This is a genomic window from Shewanella amazonensis SB2B (assembly GCF_000015245.1).
Classification (GTDB): Bacteria; Pseudomonadota; Gammaproteobacteria; order Enterobacterales; family Shewanellaceae; genus Shewanella; species Shewanella amazonensis.
In genome coordinates this window covers 517,965-539,078 of record NC_008700.1, presented here as the reverse complement: position 1 = coordinate 539,078, position 21,114 = coordinate 517,965, and the positions used below count along the sequence as shown (strand labels likewise).

General features: G+C 56.6%; 19 protein-coding genes. 9 read left to right on the top strand and 10 right to left on the bottom strand.

What is annotated here, in order from left to right:
- Positions 1–107: 107 nt before the first annotated feature.
- From SAMA_RS19060 to SAMA_RS02350, 3 genes are all read right to left on the bottom strand, one after another.
- The gene (locus SAMA_RS19060; RefSeq protein ID WP_011758558.1) at positions 108–2,375 is read right to left on the bottom strand and encodes a tetratricopeptide repeat protein; all 2,268 of its coding nucleotides are present in this window, start codon (positions 2,373–2,375) and stop codon (positions 108–110) included.
- Position 2,376: 1 nt separating this feature from the next.
- On the bottom strand, positions 2,377–3,090 hold the full coding sequence (locus SAMA_RS02355; RefSeq protein ID WP_011758557.1) for a response regulator transcription factor: 714 nt from the start codon (positions 3,088–3,090) through the stop codon (positions 2,377–2,379).
- Between the two features lie 109 nt (positions 3,091–3,199).
- Positions 3,200–3,769, bottom strand: a complete 570-nt coding sequence (locus SAMA_RS02350; RefSeq protein WP_011758556.1) for a lipid-binding SYLF domain-containing protein — start codon at positions 3,767–3,769, stop codon at positions 3,200–3,202.
- Positions 3,770–3,996: 227 nt separating this feature from the next.
- Between SAMA_RS02350 and SAMA_RS02345 the strand changes: the two genes are divergently transcribed.
- Entirely contained in the window at positions 3,997–4,578 is a 582-nt protein-coding gene (locus SAMA_RS02345) for a histidine phosphatase family protein (protein WP_011758555.1), read from the top strand.
- 133 nt (positions 4,579–4,711) lie between these two features.
- Positions 4,712–6,004, top strand: coding sequence for a Xaa-Pro dipeptidase (locus SAMA_RS02340; protein ID WP_011758554.1), 1,293 nt, complete (start codon positions 4,712–4,714; stop codon positions 6,002–6,004).
- A gap of 17 nt (positions 6,005–6,021) precedes the next feature.
- Here the strand turns inward: SAMA_RS02340 and SAMA_RS02335 are convergent, their stop codons facing one another.
- The 4 genes from SAMA_RS02335 to SAMA_RS02320 form a co-directional block, all read right to left on the bottom strand.
- Positions 6,022–6,273 carry a hypothetical protein gene (locus SAMA_RS02335; RefSeq protein ID WP_011758553.1) on the bottom strand — a complete coding sequence of 84 codons (252 nt, stop codon included), beginning with the start codon at positions 6,271–6,273 and terminating at the stop codon, positions 6,022–6,024.
- Between the two features lie 15 nt (positions 6,274–6,288).
- On the bottom strand, positions 6,289–7,200 hold the full coding sequence (locus SAMA_RS02330; protein ID WP_011758552.1) for a GGDEF domain-containing protein: 912 nt from the start codon (positions 7,198–7,200) through the stop codon (positions 6,289–6,291).
- A 246-nt stretch (positions 7,201–7,446) separates the two neighbouring features.
- Positions 7,447–7,794: a DP-EP family protein gene (locus tag SAMA_RS02325; RefSeq protein ID WP_011758551.1), complete on the bottom strand. Its 348-nt coding sequence runs from the start codon at positions 7,792–7,794 to the stop codon at positions 7,447–7,449.
- 132 nt (positions 7,795–7,926) lie between these two features.
- Positions 7,927–11,151, bottom strand: coding sequence for an nSTAND1 domain-containing NTPase (locus SAMA_RS02320; protein WP_011758550.1), 3,225 nt, complete (start codon positions 11,149–11,151; stop codon positions 7,927–7,929).
- Between the two features lie 118 nt (positions 11,152–11,269).
- Between SAMA_RS02320 and SAMA_RS02315 the strand changes: the two genes are divergently transcribed.
- A complete protein-coding gene (locus SAMA_RS02315) occupies positions 11,270–11,650 on the top strand; it encodes a gamma-butyrobetaine hydroxylase-like domain-containing protein (RefSeq protein WP_011758549.1) in 381 nt (126 codons plus the stop codon).
- A 282-nt stretch (positions 11,651–11,932) separates the two neighbouring features.
- Entirely contained in the window at positions 11,933–14,260 is a 2,328-nt protein-coding gene (locus SAMA_RS02310) for a M4 family metallopeptidase (RefSeq protein ID WP_011758548.1), read from the top strand.
- Positions 14,261–14,311: 51 nt separating this feature from the next.
- Here SAMA_RS02310 and SAMA_RS19055 read toward each other — a convergent pair whose 3' ends face one another.
- Positions 14,312–14,836 (bottom strand): hypothetical protein, encoded by a 525-nt coding sequence (locus SAMA_RS19055; RefSeq protein ID WP_011758547.1) that lies wholly within the window; start codon positions 14,834–14,836, stop codon positions 14,312–14,314.
- A 97-nt stretch (positions 14,837–14,933) separates the two neighbouring features.
- Between SAMA_RS19055 and ubiD the strand changes: the two genes are divergently transcribed.
- From ubiD to SAMA_RS02290, 3 genes are all read left to right on the top strand, one after another.
- Positions 14,934–16,415 (top strand): 4-hydroxy-3-polyprenylbenzoate decarboxylase, encoded by a 1,482-nt coding sequence (ubiD, locus tag SAMA_RS02300; RefSeq protein WP_011758546.1) that lies wholly within the window; start codon positions 14,934–14,936, stop codon positions 16,413–16,415.
- Positions 16,416–16,529: 114 nt separating this feature from the next.
- On the top strand, positions 16,530–17,228 hold the full coding sequence (gene fre, locus SAMA_RS02295; RefSeq protein ID WP_011758545.1) for an NAD(P)H-flavin reductase: 699 nt from the start codon (positions 16,530–16,532) through the stop codon (positions 17,226–17,228).
- Between the two features lie 104 nt (positions 17,229–17,332).
- Complete coding sequence (locus SAMA_RS02290) at positions 17,333–18,103, top strand: substrate-binding periplasmic protein (RefSeq protein WP_011758544.1); 771 nt, start codon at positions 17,333–17,335, stop codon at positions 18,101–18,103.
- A gap of 13 nt (positions 18,104–18,116) precedes the next feature.
- Here SAMA_RS02290 and SAMA_RS02285 read toward each other — a convergent pair whose 3' ends face one another.
- Complete coding sequence (locus tag SAMA_RS02285) at positions 18,117–18,407, bottom strand: helix-hairpin-helix domain-containing protein (RefSeq protein ID WP_011758543.1); 291 nt, start codon at positions 18,405–18,407, stop codon at positions 18,117–18,119.
- 95 nt (positions 18,408–18,502) lie between these two features.
- Between SAMA_RS02285 and SAMA_RS02280 the strand changes: the two genes are divergently transcribed.
- Positions 18,503–19,081, top strand: a complete 579-nt coding sequence (locus SAMA_RS02280; RefSeq protein ID WP_011758542.1) for a nucleoside triphosphate pyrophosphohydrolase family protein — start codon at positions 18,503–18,505, stop codon at positions 19,079–19,081.
- 133 nt (positions 19,082–19,214) lie between these two features.
- Entirely contained in the window at positions 19,215–20,279 is a 1,065-nt protein-coding gene (gene torT, locus SAMA_RS02275) for a TMAO reductase system periplasmic protein TorT (protein ID WP_232280514.1), read from the top strand.
- Here the strand turns inward: torT and ubiA are convergent.
- A complete protein-coding gene (ubiA, locus tag SAMA_RS02270) occupies positions 20,230–21,102 on the bottom strand; it encodes a 4-hydroxybenzoate octaprenyltransferase (protein ID WP_011758540.1) in 873 nt (290 codons plus the stop codon). The genes torT and ubiA overlap by 50 nt on opposite strands.
- Positions 21,103–21,114 lie beyond the last annotated feature (12 nt).

Sequence of the window (21,114 nt, the reverse complement as noted above, 5' to 3'; positions counted from 1 at the left end):
CTACAGCCTGTCGGAGTGCGCTTTTTATCAGCAAATATAAGGGGTTCGGGATAAGTGTATTTTTTCGAATACAAAGAAGATTACAGGCAGGTTAACGCGCAAAAGCGTCAGTAGGGCCAGATAAGCTCGAAACGGGCGCCGCCCAGGGGGCTGTCGCCAACCCGGATATGGCCATGGGCGTTTTCCGCCAACCGGCGGGCAATCGCCAGCCCAAGGCCAATACCACCGGTGGCCCGGGTACGACTGGGATCAAGGCGCACAAAAGGCTCGAAAATACGCTCCCGCTCAGATGCCGGTACACCCGGCCCGTCATCATCCACAATGATGCAGAGGTGTTCCGATTCTCGCTGGCAGCTGACCCGGACCTGCTCCCGACTGTAGCGCAGGGCGTTGGAGAGTAAATTATTGATGGCCCACTCCAGATGTTTCTTACTGGCGGTGAGCCGTAAGTCCTCATCGATTGCCGCCAATTCAAGATGCTTTTCGGGGAACAGCTGATGCTGGCGTGCTACCAGGGTTTGCAGCAGGGGCGCCAACGACAGAGATTCACTCGGCGCGCGGCGCGGGCTGCCTTCTGCTTTGATAAGTTTGACGATTTCGCGGATAAGTTCGTCCAGCTCTTCGAGCCCACGCAGCACCCTGTCTTCCAACTGAGGCTGCTCTTTGGCATCGGCTTCCATCAGCATATCGAAAGCCAGTTGTACCCTCGCCAACGGTGCCCTGAATTCATGGGCCACCGCCTGCATCAAGTCCCGCTGCATCTGAATAGAGCGCTGCAGTGCCTGATTAACCCGGGCCTGACTGTGCCGACCGTAGAGCAGCAGCATGATGGCTGCAACCGCAATCAACGCCAAAATCCAGAGGTTACGGGCCACCCGCTGCTGTTTTATCACCTCCGCCTGCAACGCTTTTTCGCTCTCGAGCTCGGTTATCTGACGCTGGCGTTTTTCTGCCTCAAAGGAGCTGCGAAGCCAGGCAAGGCGATCCTGTGAACTGGCATTGAAAAGGGCATCATTAATGCTTTTGAATTCTTTGTGGCTGGCAAGTGCCTGTTGATAATCCCCTTTTCTCTCATAGATTTGAGAAAGGATCTCATAGGTATCCCTCAGCAGACTGCGATCGCCGCTGGTCAGAGCCAATTGCTGTGCCTGCAGCGCCCTCTCCCGCGCCACATCCACCTCGCTGGTGACCAGAAAATAATCCGCAAGTCGCAGTCGCCCCTGAGCCTGCAAGGCGACCAGTCCCAGGCGATCGGCAATGGCCAGCCCGCGCTCCAGATAGCGCCTTGCTCCCTGAGCATCCCCCATGGCCAACGCCAGCTTACCCAGGCTCATCAGGGCTGTGGCCGTGATATTGCCATCATTAAGCTCTTCTCCGTAGGCAAGTGCCTGCTCCATGGAGATCCTGGCATCGACGTCATTTTTCAGTTTCTGATTGACCATACCCAAGGCTGTCAGGGCCTGCGCCATGCCGGTTTTATCCCCCAGCGCCTCAAATCCTCTCAGCCCCTGTTGCAGCTGAAGCATGGACTCCTTCAAATCCCCTATCTGCTCATAGGTAATGCCCATATTGTGATGCAACTCGGCAACGCCGGGCTTATCATCCAACTTTTCGCGGATCCGCAGCGATGCCTGTTGATTGGCCAGCGCCTCACCATAATCTCCGAGGGTGGCATGAATACCGGCAATATTGTTCAGCGCCGTTGCCAAAGGCCGCTCGTCCCCCAGCCCCTGGTGTATGTCCCGCGCCCGGGTAAAACATTCCAGCGCCAGTTGATACTCCGCCTTATCGCTGTGGATAAGCCCCATATTGTTATAGGTGGTCGCCTCAAACGAGCGCTTATTGAGTCCTTTGGCCACCTCCAGTGCCCGCTGATAATAGGTCAGCGCCTTGTCCAGCTGACTCTGACGCCAGTAAATAAGGCCTGTCACATTGAGGGGCACCACCAGCATCTCGGGCTGGTGTTGATTCTCCGCCAGCGTTAATGCGGCCTCGCCGTATTGCGCGGCTTCGGTAAAGTCTCCCAATAACATCTTGGCCCAGGCGAGGTTGCTGAGCGCCATCACTTCCGAGGCGGGTTCGGGTATTTCTTTCAGCAGCGTTAATGCCTGGCTGCTGTAGTCGATGGTTTTGTGGGGATCGTCATTGCGGGAAGCGGCAGCGAGCGTGAGTAGCTCCTGCACTCTCGCATCACCGCTTATCTCAGTGCTGGCAGCTGCCCCGGCCTGATTTTCGCCACAGCCAGACAGGAACAAGGCCATCATCATTGCCAGCATCATTGCCGGCACGCAGGACGAGAGCGCCGACAGCCATGGCATCCCACCCAACCGCGAGCGGCGTCCTTCAGGGTGGGGTACTGCCGATGACTGCGTCATTTCAATTCAAGGTCAGTACGTAGCCCTGGCCACGCATGGTTTTGATGAGTGCTGGCTCACGGGGATCGTCGCCCATTTTGCGGCGCAGGTGCGACACCCTGAGATCGATAGTACGGGGGGTACTGTCGTAGCCAATGTCTTTGAAGTGGTCGCAAATTGCGTCACGATCCAAGATGCGGCCAGCGTGCTTGGTTAAGAGCCACAGCAGCTCAAATTCAGCCAGGGTCAATTCCAGATTATCACCGTGCAGAGCCGCCGTGCGCTCAAGCTTATCGAGAATAAGCCCATTGACCACGAGTCGCGATTCACTGGAAGCCGGTGCGTCCTGAAGTTGGGTCTCCTGCAATTCTGAGCGGCGCAGCAAGCTGCGAATGCGGGCGAGCAGAACCCGGGAACGGACGGGTTTGGCGATATAGTCATCGGCACCGGTTTCAAGCCCCGCCACCTCATCGATATCGTCCCCAAGGCCGGTCAGCATCAAAATGGGCCCGGCGTATTGAGAACGCACCTTGCGACAAATGGACAGCCCATCCATGTCTGGCAGCATCACGTCAAGCACCACCAGTCGCGGGCGCTCTTCTACGATGCGTCTGGCCGCATTGAGACCATTGGATTCGGTTCTGACCTCAAAGCCGTTCTTGGTCAGAAAGTCACTGAGCAGCTCGGTCAGTTCCTGATCGTCATCCACCAGCAGGATAAATTCGTTTAAGTCCATGATTGCCTGTTCCCTGAAGCTATGGACTTGATTGTATGTAATTACGTACAAAATTCAAACTCTGTATTCCGGTAGTGACCAAGCAGACACTACCGGAAACATCACTGGCCTAATTGTATTCAGTCACATCCTGGGTAAAGTCAGTGGGCCAGAATTTATACCCCTGCACCGTGGCCTGGGCGGCAGCGCCCCAGATGGCCGACTGGAACACCTTCACACCGCCCACATCGTAGGAAGTATTCGCCGCCACCTGGCCCCCCTCTTCCTCGTGCCGGGCCGTGGCTTCGGCACGGGCACCCGCATCCCAGCCCTCAGTACGAAAACGCTCCATGGCCGCTGCATCGTGGAAAGTATAGAGGAAGGCCACCTTTTTAAACCCTATCCCCAACCCGGCACCGAGGGACGCGAAACGGTAGTATTCACTCTGGCCACCACTAGTGAAGGTGCAGATACCCCCTCCGGTAGAGGCCGCAAACAGGTAACTGTCGCTGCCGGTGCATACCAGGTAGCCCAAACTGGAAGATACCGCAGACTTTGCTGTGGGATGATCTTTATAGATATCCTGCAGCGCAGCGGCGGTTTCTTTGCTGGCATTGGCCTTCTTGGCCTCGGGAGTCGAGCCTGTAGCGCAGCCGCCAAGCACTAAGATGAGGGGAATGCCTAAGTATCCAATTTTCATGGTCGCGTCCTTGTCTGGTTGATTAGTCGTATAAAAATCAATCAAAACTCTAGTTTGCTGCCAGGCAAATTGCCAGTCGCCCCCTACCAACGGAAGTGGACCACACTGACCGCCGGGTTTGGGCATAACTCAAGTCGGGTCCGGGCTCTGCATCCCAATCCACTTGCCGCTGCCTGTCAGCTCGGCTAGAGTCCGGTTTTACCGCTGTAATTTGTTTAAGGTTTACCATGCCCACCGATATTTTCCTGCTTCGCCACGGCCAAACCGAATTCAACGCCCAGCGCCGCCTTCAGGGCCATTGCGACTCGCCGCTCACCCTCTTGGGCAGAGAGCAGGCCAGAGCCTACGGGCAGGCTCTCAAACGTTGCGGCGACCTCGATGACTATGCGCTGATTGCAAGCCCGCTGGGGCGGGCCATGGAAACGGCGGCCATTGTCGCCCAAACCCTTGGGCGCGATCCTGAGAGTGTCATACCGGACCAAAGGGTAAAAGAAGCTGGCTTGGGTGAGTGGGAACAAGAACATATCCCCGATATCCACAGCAGCTGGCCGGGACTTGAAGCCATACCGGGCTGGTATATAAAAGGCCCCGGTGCCGAACCATTGAGTGCACTGCGTGAGCGCCTGCTTCACTGGCTTGAGGACCCGGCCACACCGCAAAAGGTCATTTTGGTGTCACACGGGGTGACCGGTGTGGTACTCAGGGGCCTGCTGCAAAATCTCGGCGATGACGAGATGTGGCGCCAGGATAAACCCCAGGATGCCTTTTATTATTTCAGTCAAAGCCGCCTGCACCGGATATCCTGCTAAGGTTTCTCTCCTGAGCTGAAGCCCTTGAAAGTAAAGACTCCAGCCCGGGCGTTGTTGCGCCCGGGTCGCTGAGGTATGCTCGAAAATCTGCCCCCTGCCGGGCCACTTTGCCGAACAACAACGAGAACATCCGATGCGCCATACCTCATCCCTGTCCCGCTTGTCCTATTTGTCAGTGTCATTGACTTTGTCGGCGGCCATGCTGCCCTTTTCAGCACTGGCTGCCACCTTTATCAGCGCCGATGCTCTGCTGGACGTACGCAGCGGCAAGCTGATTGACTCACCGCTACTGAAAATTGAAGAAGGTCGCATCGTGGAACTGGCGACCCAGGGCAAGCTCGACATCCCAGCCGGCAGCGAGCTGATTGAACTCAAAGGCAAGACCCTGCTGCCGGGGCTGATGGACATGCACGTGCACCTTGGCAGCGACGCCGAAGACAACTTCCTCGAGTCGATGAACTACTCAATCCCCCGTCAAACGGTCAAGGCGGTGAAAAACGCCAAGAAGACACTCGAAGCGGGTTTTACCACGGTGCGGGATCTGGGCGATGCAGGCTACAGCGTGATTGCAGTGCGTGATGGCATCAATGCCGGTGAAATCCCCGGCCCACGCATTTGGAGCGCGGGCCATGCCCTGTCAATCACGGGTGGCCACTGCGATGACAACTTCAGCGCACCCGAAATGCACTCGGTGGCAGGTGGTGTGGCCGACGGCCCTTGGGCGGTCCGGGCCAAGGCGCGGGAAAATATCAAATACGGCGCCAATACCCTGAAGATTTGCGCCACCGGTGGCGTGTTCTCCAAGGGTACCAAGGTGGGCGTGCAACAATATACCGAGGATGAACTCAGGGCCGCCGCTGAAGAAGCCCATCAGCGCGGGCTTATCATCGCCGCCCACGCCCATGGCACAAACGGCATCAAGGCCGCCATCCGCGCCGGTATCGACAGTGTCGAACACTGCAGTTTTCTCGACGATGAGGCCATCAAGCTGGCCATCAAAAACGGCACTTATCTGAGCTGCGATATTTACAACACTGAGTACACCCTCGCCTTTGGTGCCGCCAACGGTGTGCCCGAGGAAAACATCAATAAAGAAAAACAGGTGTCCCAGGCCCAGCGCGACAGCTTCCGTAAGGCCACCAAGGCTGGTGCGAAAATGGTGTTTGGCTCCGATGCCGCCATTTACCCCCATGGCGATAACGGCAAGCAGTTCGCCACCATGGTGCAATTTGGCATGACGCCACTGCAGGCGATTCAGGCAGCCACCCTCACCAGTGCCGCTTTGCTCAAGCAGCAGGATTTAGGCGAGCTGAAACCCGGGTTTCTGGCCGATATCATCGCGGTAGATGGCAATCCACTGGACAATATCCGCCTGCTGGAGAATGTCAGCTTCGTGATGAAAGATGGCAAGGTGTTCAAGGGCTGAGACCCCTTGTCGCCCTTTCAACACAGGTGCTCAAAATGATTGAGCACCCCGTGTAAATAGGCCTTGTCGCTGCCGCCGAGATGGGGTTGTCGGGATAGATTTTTCAGATCCATAACGATGCACCTGGCCGACGGCTCGGTGCAAATCCCCTTCCACAACGACAGCGCCGCCTGTTGCGGCGTTCGGCCATAGCGTTTGCGCTGCAGCTCAAGGAAAGTTTCGGCCCGCTTACGACCGCAGCCCAGCTTGGAAATCGCCAGCCAGTTCATGGCATCCCTCCCCGCTCAGTCCGACAGTATTATCTTGTTTCTGCCTTCGCGCTTGGCCCGGTACAGCGCCGTATCGGCCCCCAGCAGCATGGCATCGGCGGTGCGAAACTGGCCACTTATCTCACAGGCAATCCCTTGACTGACGGTCAGCAGGGCCCCCTGTGGCAAGCCCATGGCAGCAATATCTATGGCTGCTACCGCCTCAGACACCTGTCTGGCAATCAATTCCGCCATGGCCGCATTAAAGCCAGGGAGCAGCAGGACAAATTCTTCGCCGCCGAATCGCGCAGCCAGGCATTGGGGTGAAGGCAGGGTAGAAGCCAAGGCCGCAGCAATCTGTCTGAGACACTCATCCCCCTTTAAATGACCATAGAGATCGTTGAATTGCTTGAAAAAGTCCACATCAACAATCACCACACTAATGGGGTGACGACGGGCCAGACACTGTCGCCACTGTTTTTCCAGCACCTCCATCAGGGTGCGTCGATTGGCAAGGCCGGTTAAATAATCGGTGGCCGCCAGCGCAGTGAGCCTTTGTACCTCCGCCTTTTGCGAGGACAAATCCTCAAAACCCACCAGAAACAGCGGCAGCAGCCCCTGCACAAACGACAGACTCAGCTTCACCCACAAGAGGGCACCGTCCACCCGCCGAAGCTGCACTTCCCTGGCACCGTGTTGCAGAGCATGATATTGCCCATCGGCTGCAGATTGCAGTTCCCGGTAGAGGCCCTGATATCCACTCTCCAGCCAACTTGGCCACAGCTCCCCAATAAAGGTCTCTGCTTCGTCCCCCAGTAATGCTGCTGCGGCTTGATTCACGCAGAGCACCTTACCGGAGGCATCGGCCAACGCCATGGGTTGCTGAAGGCACTGAACAACCTCGGCAACGGCGGCAAATTCACAATAATTTTCATGGACGGGGTACATGGCTGGCTCCTGACGGTGTGTCCTATGCCAACCACTTTAGAATGCGACGTCAACTTTAACCTTCCCGCAAGCTTACGACGCAAGATACTGATATTAAAAATAAAAAACATACCTTCCGAAAACTGATTTCCGCTTTGAGGCCATCTTTTTCCCCAAAAAGCGCCCACGCCCGTGTTTCTCCCCGTCATTGCAGTGCCCTAAAACAAACACACCCGGCACAGGGCCGGGTGTGTTTGTCGTACCACATTACTTCACGTCTTTATTGATGACCTGAGGATCAGGGCTGCAAAGTTGCAGCGTGCTGCCGGCAATGTTGAACACCAGCCTGAAACCTGTCTCGCCACCTATGGTATCCGTGTCATAGAGGGCCAGGGTGGTTTCATTCAGCAATTCCACCGCATCTATCACCCGATCAAACGGGGTAGCAAAGGCCGCGCCGGCAAAACTCAGACCTTTGCCGGTCTTGTCCTGCAGCGAATACACTATCTGGGTGCCTGATTCTGTCACGACCACGGGCCCTGCCGGCGCATAGTTAAATACCGGGGTGTTACTGGCATCGAGAGACACAGTGACCTGAATATTCTGAACTGACATAGGTTTTCCTTTATTTTTCTGTCTATACGCCCCCGCCGTGGGGGCTGCCAAGGCCATACTAACAAGCTTACCTGATGACACCTTCCGGCAAGCTTACGGGATAATTTGTTGATTTTATTTTATAAAACCAAATCAGAAAGCCTGGAACCTAACCCCCTGAGCAGCAAGCGGGCCTTTAAGAGCATCGGCGGCATCCGTCTGCCCCAGACATTCCAATGCCATCACATAGGGACGCACAAAGCGTGGTGCCCGTGACACGGCGATAACAGGGGCGAGGCGGGTTTTCACCGACTGACACATAGCCAACCTTGTCTCACCTTTTCCCTGCGCCGACTGGCTCTGTGCCAACAGCAATTCGGCATCCGCCATACGGGCCTTATCTTCCCAGTCATCGGACTCCTGCGCAGCCCCTGCCGACAACACAACGATTGCCTGCTCGGCCATGGCTTCGGCGGCGGCAAAATGCCCAAGTTGCAACAACCTTCTGCCAGCCGCAAGCGGATACAGCTCGGCAAATTTTTGCTGGCGCTGGGCCGACAGGGACTCAGCCTCGGCGCTGAGCAACTGCCTGCTGGCATCCAGTTCGGTTTCCGAGCTGGCAGCTATGCCGAGTTCAATCTCGTGCAGGCCGATAATCAGCAAGTCATAGCGCCAGGATTGATTACCCGGATCTTTGGCCAGAGCCTGTATGCGAATGGCTTTGGCCCTGAGGATGGCGTCCCTGGCGGCATCGTTATTGCCAAGCCACTCATACAGGCGGGCAAGATTGGCCTGACTGTGGGAAAGGCGGTCGAGGGCGTAGGCCTCACTGGAGCGACCAAGCAGGGTGCCGATATCCGTATGCAGCTGCACTGCAAGGGGAATATTCCCCGTGGCCATGGCCGCGCTGGCAAGCCAGGATTGGGTATCGGCCACATCGGCAATCAGCTGTCCATCGTCGGGGGCGTCGCTGAGCAGCTGCAACTTAAGGGCGAGGGAGGCCTCAAACATTTGCTGCGCCAAGGGATAATCCTGCAGCTTCAGGGCGAGACTGCCGAGGGAGTTTTCGGCATAAGATAGCTCCAAACGCGCATCCCGGCTTTCGGGTGCCAGTTTCACCATGGCTTCGCTGTACTCCAGGTAAGCCCCGAACCAGATTTTTACCTCTTCCCAGTTATTGTTGTCGTACTCGATCTGCCCCAGCCAGAATGAGTTGGCACCCAGAGTTTTATACAGTTCGAGCTGAGGCACATCACGCCCCCGCAGCGGCAATAGCTTATCCCGCGCTGCCAGCAGCGCGGCCCTGGCCTCATCGGGCTTCTCACGACTGTAAGCCACCTCACCCATGGCCTCCAAAGTCTGACCATGACGAAACAGGGCAGCCACCGACAAACTGGCGTCGGGCGTACTGAAATAATCCAGCGCCTTGTTGCTGACCCCGTCGAGCAAGTCCATACGGCCGATGCTGCGCAGCCGGTCAGCAAACTGGCCCACCATAAAGCCAAGCAAGTCTTCCGCCGCGAGGCGCCGCTCTGTGGCAAGACGCTCGGCTTGCATGCTTCTTACGCCCATTACCACAGAAATCAGCGTCAGTACCCCAAGCAGTGCCACTGTGCCGCGCTTTATCCAACTGCGGCGTACGTCCCTGGCTAGGGAGGCCTGAATGAATTCACGGCTTTGGGCATCCAATACCAACTGGCGGTGTTGGAGAAGTTGCCTTGCTTCCAGCATGGGCTTGCCCGGCCCGAGCAGATAGTCACGTTCACGCCCTGCACCGTGCCAGCGGCTGGCCTGATGAAACAGGCGCGACTGGAGCGCCAGCAACTGCCGATGTTCTTCAATCCAGCGCGATGCACGGCGCCAGCGCCGCAGCAAGGCTTCGTGGGCCACACTGAAACTGGGTTCGGCGCCATCAAGGTGGGAGACAAACAGGCGGCTGTCCACCAGCGCCTGTACCAGTCGGCGCTCATCCTCGGTGGAAAGCTCACTGTATCGGGCACTGCGACTGGTTACCGACAACTCGTCTTCCTTGAGAGTCACCAGCCGCGCCAACACGCCGGGCAAGGCATCGCGGGTTGACGCACTGAGTTCGGCAATGGCCTCATCGGCGGCGCGACCGATGGCGCCTTCGATGCCACCCAGTCTGTGGTAGACATCGAGCTTCAACTGATTGGATTCATCCCGCGCCAGATACAGCGCCTGCAACAGGTATTGCAGCATGGGCAAGGCATCCGGACTCTCGGCCGCCTCACGGCAAAGAAGCTCATCCAACCCCAGAGCGTTGTCTTTGTCATATTCCCAACTGAGCCCGGCTGCCGCCGCAGGCAAACGGATCATTTGCAGCAGCGATTGACGGCTGGGTGGCTCGAGGTCAAAGTGTGCGCCATTGCCCTTGCCGGTCATCAGCACGCTGTGGCTTACCACCAGCGGATAAAAGTCGTTACGGCAAGCGCAGAGCACCAGCACGGCCCCACTGCGGGAAAAGGTATCCAGCAACGCCAGAAACGCGCTTCTGTCTGTTTCATCAAACGCAGGCGAAGAAAGCAGAACTTCGAGCCGGTCTACCACCAGTGCAAAACGCGGTTTTTCCCAGCGTCCGGAGGGTAAGGCCGCCAATAAACGCCCCGTGACAGACTCGCTGCTCTCGCCAAACATAAGGGCCAGGCTGTCGGCACTTTCGCCCTCAAAGACTGGCTTGTCATCCACCTCCCAGTCCAGCATGGCCGATGCCAGCTCCAGCATCAGCGCACCCGGGGCCACATCGGCCATATCGAGCCCGGCGCTGGAGACCAGGCCGATGCCATTAACTCCCTGGGGGGTACTGAGGTTAGGCAGAATACCGGCGTGGATCAGCGATGTTTTCCCGCTGCCACTGGGGCCAAGCAGCAAACACAGGCCCCTGCCACTGCGAACCTGCCGATGGATATTCTCAAGCAGGGTATTGATTTGCTCCCGGCGGCCGAAAAATACATCGGCATCCTGGCTGCCAAAGGGGCGCAGCCCCGGAAAAGGTGATCCCGCCTGCCAAACGCCTTCGGCAGCCCCCTGTTCATGACCAGAAGGAAATGAAACAGGTGCCAGGGTACGGTAACCACGGCGGCGCAAGGTTTCGATAAATTGGGGATTGGTGGCACTGTCATCCAATGCACGGCGCAGCACTGCGATGGTTTTATGCAGCGGATTATCGCCTGTCTCAAGCCCGGCCCAACAGGCATCCAACAGTTCATCACTGCTGACAACCTCTCCCTGGCGCTGGCAAAGATACAAGAGTACCTCCATGGCCTTGGGCTCCAGCTGGCGGCTGATACTGCCGCGGCTGACGCGATTGCTTTGGGGCGAAACCTGCCAGTCGCCGAAGAAGAAAATCGTCTCTGTCATCCCTTTGAAGCCCTCTGTGACCTTGGCTGGAAAGCCACACCTTTTTCTGTGTTTCGGGGTTCACAATCATCGCAAAGCGAGCGACCATATCCGGGTTAATCCACGGTCAGGAGCCCCCATGAGCCATCCCCAGGTTGTATCCCTTAAGCTGAAACGAAAATCACGTCTGCTGGAAGTGGGATTTGACGATGGCAGCCAGTATCAGCTGAGCTGCGAATTCCTGAGGGTTTACTCCCCATCGGCAGAAGTTCACGGCCACGGTAACCCGGTACTGGTTACCCATAAAAAGGACGTCAACATCACGGCCATCGAACCTGTAGGTAACTACGCGGTTAAATTGGTGTTTGATGATGGCCATGATACCGGACTTTATTCGTGGCAGGTATTGCATCAACTCGCCACCAATCAATTAAATTTGTGGGAACAGTATCTGGCGCGCCTGCGTGCCGAAAAAGGCTCCAGAGAGCCAATGATTCCCATGAATATCAGCTATCGCTAATTTTTGTGACGACCGGGACGGCCGGAATAATCATCCGGCCACCTAGTCGAAAGTAGCATCCCCCACGGACGAAAAGCCGCCAGTATAGTGCATTTGTGCAATTGCCCATCCATTTACAGCTCCATAACATGAGGTTTCGTTCAGGTTAAAACCCTGTAACAGCGGGTCTCAATATCCCGCAAAAACCTGTTGAGCTATGGCCATTCGCCGGTACACCGGTTGATGGCACTAAGGAAGTGCTTCGCGGCAGCCTAGCCGCAACACAACAAGGACAAGTCACCTATGCGCAAGCAACAACTCTCACTCTTGTTTATCGCCGTTTCGGCAACCCTGGGTACATCAGCCTATGCCGCCAACGTAGTGGACGTGGCCAAGATGCGCCACGCCACTGGCGACATCGGCAGCGTACTGCAACTGGCTCCCGGCCACGAGTTCCGCACCGCAAAACAACTGGATCTGGGCAAAGGCCTGAAAAAAGAGCGTCTGCAGCAATACTTCCACGGAGTGCCTGTTTATGGTTTCACTGTGGCCGCTGATCGCTCTGAGATGGGTTTCTACAGCAACCTCAAAGGCCAGATGCTGGCCAATATCGACAAGGATGCGGCTTTTGCCAAGCCCAGCCTGAGCAAAGACAAAGCCCTGGAAATCGCCAAGGCCGCCAAGGGTGGCCATGGTCTTAAGGCCGGCAAGACCCGTAACGACAGCGCCCAGCCATGGATCATCCTGTACGGCAAAGCGCAGGAGCCACGACTGGTGTATATCACCTCTTACGTGGTTGATGGCGATACCCCAAGCCGTCCATTCACCATGGTAGACGCCCACACAGGTGAAGTACTGGAGCGCTGGGAAGGTCTGAACCATGCCGGCACAGGTACCGGCCCCGGCGGTAACGCCAAAACCGGCCAGTATGAGTACGGCACTGACTTCGGCAACCTGGATGTGGAAGTGAATGGTGACACCTGCACCATGAACAATGCCAACGTGAAAACCGTGAACCTGAACCACGGCACCAGCGGCAATACGGCATTCAGCTACACCTGCCCACGCAACACGGTAAAAGAAATCAACGGTGCCTACTCACCGCTGAACGATGCCCACTACTTCGGTGGCGTGGTGTATGACATGTACGATCAGTGGTATGGCACAGCGCCCCTGTCCTTCCAGCTGACCATGCGCGTGCACTACAGCAACAACTATGAAAACGCCTTCTGGGACGGCAGCGCCATGACCTTCGGTGATGGCCAGAGCTACTTCTACCCACTGGTGTCTCTGGACGTATCAGCCCACGAAGTGAGCCACGGCTTTACCGAACAGAACTCGGGCCTGGTGTATGCCAACCAATCCGGTGGTATGAACGAAGCCTTCTCGGACATGGCAGGTGAAGCGGCCGAATTCTTTATGAAAGGCAGCAACGACTGGCTGGTTGGCGCCGATATCTTCAAAGGCGATGGCGCACTGCGCTACATGGCTGACCCAACTCAGGACGGCAAGTCTATCGGTCATATCGACGACTACTACGATGGTCTGGATGTGCACTACAGCTCAGGTGTGTTCAATAAAGCCTTCTACACCCTGGCTACCACCGAAGGCTGGGATACCCGCAAAGCCTTTGAAGTCTTCGTTATCGCCAACCAATTGTACTGGACGCCCAACAGCCTGATGTATGAAGGTGCCTGTGGCGTGAGAAATGCCGCCACCGATAAGGGCTACAGCACTGCTGACGTAGATGCAGCATTCGCAGCCGTGGGGATCACCCCCTGCGAAGTTCCACCACCACCGCCACCACCAGAAGCTGAGGTACTGCAAAATGGCGTAGCCGTGACGGACATCAGCGGCGCTTCAGGCAGCAAGCAGTATTGGACTCTCGATGTCCCGGCCGGTGCCAGCAATCTGGTGTTCAACCTGTCCGGTGGCTCGGGCGATGCCGACCTCTATGTGAAGTTTGGCGCCAACCCAACCAGCACTGACTACGATTGCCGCCCCTATGCAGCAGGCAACAATGAAAACTGTGCCATCAGCAATGTCCAGCAAGGTACTTACTGGGTGATGCTGAACGGCTACAGTTCGTACAGCGGCACGACCCTGGTAGGCAGCTTCGATGGCGGCAGCACTGAGCCAAACGAAGCCCCGGTTGCCAGCTTCACCGCCGACTACACGGGTGCCCTGTACAATTTCACCAGCACTGCTACCGACTCTGACGGCAACGTGGTCGCCTGGAGCTGGGACTTCGGTGACGGTGAAACGGCTACCGGTTCTGCTGCAAGCCATCAGTATCTGGTGAGTGGCAGCTACACTGTCACCCTGACCGTTACCGACGATGATGGCGCCACCGCCAGCACCTCTGAAGTGTTCAACGTGGAAGTGCCTGCCGCCGAGATGGATCTGAGCATCACCAAGGTGAACGTGTCACGCCGTGGCAGCGCCCGTATCGGTTTGGAATGGACAGGTAACAGCGCCTCTTACACTGTGCTGCGTAACGGTGAAGCCGTCGGCACCACCAGCGCCAACAGCTATGTTGACCGCTTCACTGCCACTGCCGGCAGCAGCGTCACCTTCCAGGTGTGCAACTCCGATGGTGGTTGCTCCGACATTGAAACCGTAAGCTTCTGATAAGCAAACCGGTTTAAACTGAAAACGCCGTCCAGTGGACGGCGTTTTCTATTATCTGGACTCGCTTGAGGGCACTGGCGGCACCGGCATATAACGCTGGGTATGCCAGTCGAAACTGTATCTCTGCCCCTGCCATTCATACTGAGGTTTTCCATCCACCATCAGCACCCGGGCGTTTTGCGGCAAAGAGGCCAAGCCCTCAACCTGTTCCCGGGAACGGGTGATCATGGCTGGCGGCACCACCCTTGGCTGCGTCATCAGCCGCTGGCGCTCTCGCTCGGCGCGTGCATCCCGCTGCGCCTGACGTTCCTGCTCCCAGGCCCTGTGTTGCCAGTACCAGCTGTCGTTATAACGCCAAAAGGGATCCCGATAAATGGGGTCGCGCCAACCCCAGCCGCCGTTCCAGTACGCCCCCGGGTAGCGCCAGTGGCCATAACCGCCGCTGGAAAAACTCAGTCCCAATCCATTGTGGTTGCCAATCCACACCGAGGTGCTTAGATCAGCCAATACCGGCAAGGGTGCGGCGGACAGGGCCAGCAGTGCCACCACAGCGACAGAACACCAAGGCTTTGTCATACTCCCCTCCTGCCCGGGGCGCTTTTGATTCCGCCAACGGGGCTTTAGTGGTATAGTGCGCGCCACAAAAGGGTTTTGCAAACAGAGGCATTTCCATATGAGTTTTAAGGATTTACGTAGCTTTATCAGCCACCTCGAAGAGTGCGGTGAGCTTAAGCGCGTCAGCTATCCGGTTGATCCTTATCTTGAAATGACCGAAATCGCCGACCGCGTATTGCGTGCCGGTGGCCCGGCGCTGTTGTTCGAACAGCCAAAAGGCCACAGCATGCCGGTACTGGCAAACCTCTTTGGCACACCCAAGCGTGTTGCCATGGCACTGGGCAAAGAAGACCCGCTGGCGCTGCGCGACGTGGGCGAGCTGCTGGCATTCCTCAAAGAACCTGAGCCACCCCGCGGCTTTAAAGATGCCATTGCCAAAATCCCCATGTTCAAGCAAGCGCTGAATATGCCGCCCAAGACGGTGAGCCGAGCCCCCTGTCAGGAAGTGGTGATGACCGGTGATGATGTCGACCTGACCAAGCTGCCGATTCAGCATTGCTGGCCAGGCGATGTTGCGCCACTGGTGACCTGGGGACTAACCATCACCAAGGGCCCACGCCAGAAACGTCAGAACCTCGGCATCTACCGTCAGCAGCTTTTGGGCAAAAACAAACTCATCATGCGCTGGCTGTCCCACCGGGGTGGCGCGCTGGATTTCCGTGATTTTCAGGAAAAGCATCCAGGCGAGAACTACCCTGTGGTGGTAGCGCTGGGCTCAGATCCCGTGACCATACTCGGCGCCGTGACCCCTGTGCCCGACTCAATGAGCGAATATGCCTTTGCCGGTCTACTTCGCGGCGAGCGCACCGAAGTGGTCAAGGCCCTCTCCTGCGATCTTGAAGTACCGGCCACCAGCGAAATCATCCTTGAGGGCTATATCGCCCCCGGCGAGATGGCCGAAGAAGGTCCCTACGGCGACCATACCGGCTATTACAACGAGACCGACAGTTTCCCTGTGTTTACCGTGACTCACATCTCCCACAGGAAAGATGCCATCTACCACAGCACCTACACTGGCCGCCCACCGGATGAGCCAGCCATGCTGGGGGTGGCGCTGAACGAAGTGTTCGTGCCGATTTTGCGTAAGCAATATCCTGAAATCGTTGATTTCTATCTGCCACCCGAAGGTTGTTCCTATCGGATGGCGGTGATCTCCATCCGCAAGCAGTACCCCGGTCATGCCAAGCGGGTGATGATGGGTGCCTGGTCGTTCCTGCGCCAGTTTATGTACACCAAATTTATTGTGGTGGTGGATGAAGATGTGAATTGCCGTGACTGGCAGGACGTCATTTGGGCCATTACCACCCGTATGGACCCCACCCGCGATACCGTGATGATAGATAACACCCCTATCGATTATCTCGACTTTGCCTCTCCGGTGGCGGGCCTTGGCTCCAAGATGGGTCTGGATGCCACCAACAAGTGGGAAGGTGAGACCAATCGCGAATGGGGCACACCCATAGTGATGGACGAGGCGGTAAAACGCCGGGTCGACGATATCTGGGACGAACTCGGTATCGAACAGTCCCCTACCCTCTAGTCTCTGAACATACCAAAACCCGGGTGCCGCACTGCGGCACCTATACTAAAGACACAGTAAAGAGAAACCCTTCACAGAAAGGGAAAGCATACCAAGAGGTTTCAAAGAGCACAGATGAACAGCATTCGTTGTAAAGTCCTCAGTATCACGCCGTTCAACGACGCCGTGTATCAGGTTAGCCTGGCCCCGGAAACGCCACTGGAGTTCAAGGCTGGCCAATACCTGTGCGTGGTGATGGGTGAAAAGGACAAGCGCCCTTTCTCCATCGCCTCGGCCCCCGGCAATGACACTCTGGAGCTGCACATAGGTGCTGCCGTCAGTGAAAGCTACCCCATGCAGGTAGTGGAGCGCCTGAAGACCGAAAGCCATATCGACATCGAAGCTCCGGGCGGTGACGCCTTCCTGCGGGAAGACAGTCATCGTCCACGCCTGCTTATCGCCGGTGGTACGGGTTTCTCTTATATCAAGAGTATCGTCGAACAGCAGATTGCGCTGGGGCAAAAAGTCGAAACCACTCTCTACTGGGGCTGCCGTACCCAGGACGCCATGTATTACGAGTCTATAGCCCGTCAATGGCACCAGGATTATCCCTGGTTGCACTTTGTACCCGTAGTAGAAGAGGCTTCTGAAGGCTGGGATGGCAAAACCAATAACCTGCTGGCACAAATCAAGGCCGATTTCATTAGCCTCGTCAGCTACGACATCTACATTGCCGGTCGTTTCAACATGGTCGGGGCCGCGCGGGAACAATTCCGCGAGATGGGTGTGGATGAAGCCCACCTGTACGGTGATGCCTTCGCCTTTATCAAGTAACGGGGCACGAAAGCAAGACGCAAAATCCCGGCCTTTGCCGGGATTTTTTACGCCCGAGTTCGAGAGAACTACACTCAAAGAATCCAGGCAATGAGGGCGTCTCTATGCACCATTCCTTCAGGCTTTTGCTGCTGCTCCTGACTGTGTTGCCCGGTATCACTGCGCCCCTGGCCCAAGAAAAACTGAATTCATTGTCATTTCTGACCGAAGAGTACCCCCCGTTTAACTTCACCCGCGATGGCAAGGTGCAGGGGATCGCCGTGGACTTGCTGCTAAGCGCGGCCGCCCTTGAGGGGCAAAGCATCAGCCACGAATCCATCCGCGTGTATCCCTGGACCCGGGCTTACGCCATGGCGCTGCGTGGCCATAACATGGTGCTGTTTTCCACCACCCGCACTGCGGAGCGGGAGTCACTGTTTCATTGGGTCGGCCCCATAGCCCCCATGCGGATAGTCTTGATAGCTCCCAGGCAGCGGCATATCCGCATTAACTCGTTGGCAGACTTAAAAGATAAGCGCATTGGTGTGGTCACCAACGACATTGGGGAAGAAGTGCTGGCCCAACTTGGCCTGGCGGACCAACTTCAATCCAATGCCAGCGCCGACTTGCTGCTGAAGATGATGGCCCGTGGACGTATCGATCTTTGGGCCTACGAAGAAACCGTCGCCAAATGGCTCATCAAAGAGTCGGGGATGAGCTTTGATGACTTTGAGGTGGTGTATCTGCTCAGAGATGCCGAGCTCTACTATGCCTTCAGCCGCGACGTGCCCGAAGCATTGCGGGTGCAACTGCAGCACGCCCTGGATACGCTCAAAACACCTCTGGCAGACGCAACCAGCGGCTGGGCAACCATTACCCAAAAGTACCTGCAGTGAAAACGTCCCCCGGTTAAAGCTCCGGCCACAGACGTTTACGCTCATCAGTGTAATGCCACCAGGGCTTGGGTTCTTCCCCCTCACTGAAGGCCACCAGAGACATAAAGACATCCAGCACACAGGGATCATGGCGCTGCGCGGTAAGCTCACACAATTTCAGGTACAGGGCCATGGGGTCCTGTCCCTTCAGGCCATCCACATTGTGAACCCCCAAGAGTACCAAGTCCTTGGCCGTGGCCGGACCTACATTGGGCAGATCGGTAAGCTTGCGTAAACGACTTCTATCAACCTTGTCCGGGTTCATCTCTACTCTATCCTTGCCTTGCAGCTTTCTTTGCCTCGGGCGAGGCAATTCTTTATCATCCCGAGTCTCACGTAATTTTCGCAAAAAGGCGAGCCATGAAACTGACCATGCTGACTCCGGCGCTCTATGAAAAGCTGTACCGGGATATCCGCGAATTTCGCACCACCTTCGATTTACCAGTGGAAGACACTGCCAGCCTGGATGCCAAAGCCGATACCCTGCACTCTTCATTGATCATTGAAGAACTGACTGAGCTTGCGGAAGCCGGCTGCAAAGTAGAGCAGGCAGACGCCATAGTGGACAGCGTTTATGTACTCATGGGCCGCGCCGTACATCTGGGCGCCAAATCTGCCGATGCCTGCCTGGAAATCAGCTACTTTATCGATGTACTTCTGCATGTTGCCGCCAACCGAGGCATCAATTTCGAAATCTGCTGGGATGAAGTGCACTCGAGCAACATGAGCAAGGTTTGCCGCACCGAGCAAGAACTGGCCGACACCATTGCCCACTACGCCACACAGGGCGTTGACATTGTGGGTAGTCGTCAGGGGGATTTCCTCATTGCCAAGTGCGCAAAAGACGTTGAGCTGGAGGGCAAAACCGTGCGCCAGGGCAAGGTGCTTAAATCTGTGTACTACCGCCCCGCCAACTTAAGCGCACTGATCTCTGGCTGATATAGCGTTCAACCCCAAAAGCCCCGTCAACGGGGCTTTTTTATTGGTACCGTAGAATTTCTGTTTCAGCTGCTGTCAATTCAAGACCCCGCGACTAGGCTTAATCTAAAGGATGACTGACACCCAAGGGAACATGAAAATCGTAACCCTGCTTATTGCATTTATTGCCCTGACCGCCTTTGCTGAGGGCCCCGGCCTGGAGATGCATATCGACGGTAACGCCGGGATTTACCAGGCACCCGAGAAAGCGACCCGCCCATGGCGTATCTGTGCACTCCTGCCCCATGGCAAGGATCATTACTGGTGGGGGGTTGCCTGGGGATTGTCACAGGAAGCACAGCGGCTGGGGATAGAGATTGGCATTTATGACGCCGGGGGCTACGACAAGCTGGCCGAACAAAAAAGGCAACTGAAACAGTGTCACCGTCTGAAAGCCAACGGCTACATCATTGCAGCTATCACCGCCGATGGTCTTTCGGCCGAAGTGGAACTTTTGATGGCCGATGGCATTCCTGTAATCGATCTGGTCAACGGCATGAACAGTGAGGTGAGCAGCCGCTCACTGGTATCCTTTGTCGATATGGCTACTGCCGCCGCCAAGTACATGCTGGCAACCGAGCCCAACCGCCCCCTCAATGTAGCCTGGTTTCCCGGCCCCGATGGTGCTGCCTGGGTAAAAGATGCCGAAACGGGATTGGCTGAAGCCATAGTGGGGGAAGATATCAGGCTGGTGCACGGCGGCTATGGCATGACGGAAACCTTTGTTCAGGCAGACTTGGTCCGTGGTTTGGTCAGCCGCATTCAGGCCGAATACATCATCGCCAACGCGGTAGCGGCTACCGTGGCGGCCAAATATTTCGGTAACCGGGGCAAAACCAAGGTCATAGCCTTTTACTCCAATCCACAGACCATAGAGCTGGTCCGGGATGGCACGCTGCAGGCCACAGTCACCGACTCACCGGTACTGCAGGCCAGGGTGTCGGTGGATCTGGCTGTGCAATGGCTGGAACAGGGCAGCGCCCCGCGACTTGTCAGTCCGGTGATTCAGGTACTGACCAGTGAAAATCTGGCAGCGGCAGATTTAAGTCTGACACTGCCGCCGGAACATCAGTGGATGATCCATCAGGATCTCTCCCCCATCGGCGGCGCTACAGCGCTGCAAAGGCGTAGTCAGCTCCAAGCGCCAAAAACAGACTGAGCCCGGCCCAGTTGTTGTTTAAAAAAGCCTTGAAACAATCGCCCCGTTCACGGCCATAAATGAGCCGTTGTTGATAGGCAGAAAAGCCCACAAAGGTCAGCACACCCAGACCATACAGCAGGCCGCGATCGCCACTCCAGCCCGCCGCGATAAAGCAGCCCAGGGCCGCAAGCTGAAACGCGCCTATAATTTCACGGTCAAAGCGACCAAATAAAATCGCGGTGGACTTAATCCCCACCTTGAGGTCGTCATCCCGGTCAACCATGGCATACATGGTGTCGTAGGCCACTGTCCAGCACCAGTTGGCCGCAAAGAGCCACCAGGCAGAGGCAGGCACTTCACCGGTTTGTGCCGCATAGGCCATGGGAATGGACCAGCTCCACACCACCCCCAAAAACATCTGCGGCATATTGGTCCAGCGTTTGGTAAAGGGATAAATGATGGTCAGAATAATGCCCACCACCGAGAGCTGCACCACCAGAGGGTTGAGCAACAACACCAACGAAAAGGCGAACAACCCCAACACCACAAACAGGGTGAGGGCCTCGGCAACCGTGACCTCACCGCTGGCCAGAGGCCGCGACCGGGTACGGGCCACATGGGAATCGAGCTTGCGGTCGGCGTAGTCGTTGATGATGCAACCACAGGCGCGCATCACCACCACTCCAATGATGAAGATGATAAGCACCCGTAAGTCGGGCATTCCGTCAGCGGCCAGCAGCAGTGCCATCAGGCAGGGCCACAGCAGCAGCATGGTGCCTATGGGTCTGTCGAGTCGCATCAATCGGTAATAGGCATCCCATTTTTGCGCCATTTTGCTCATTGTCTTTCCTTG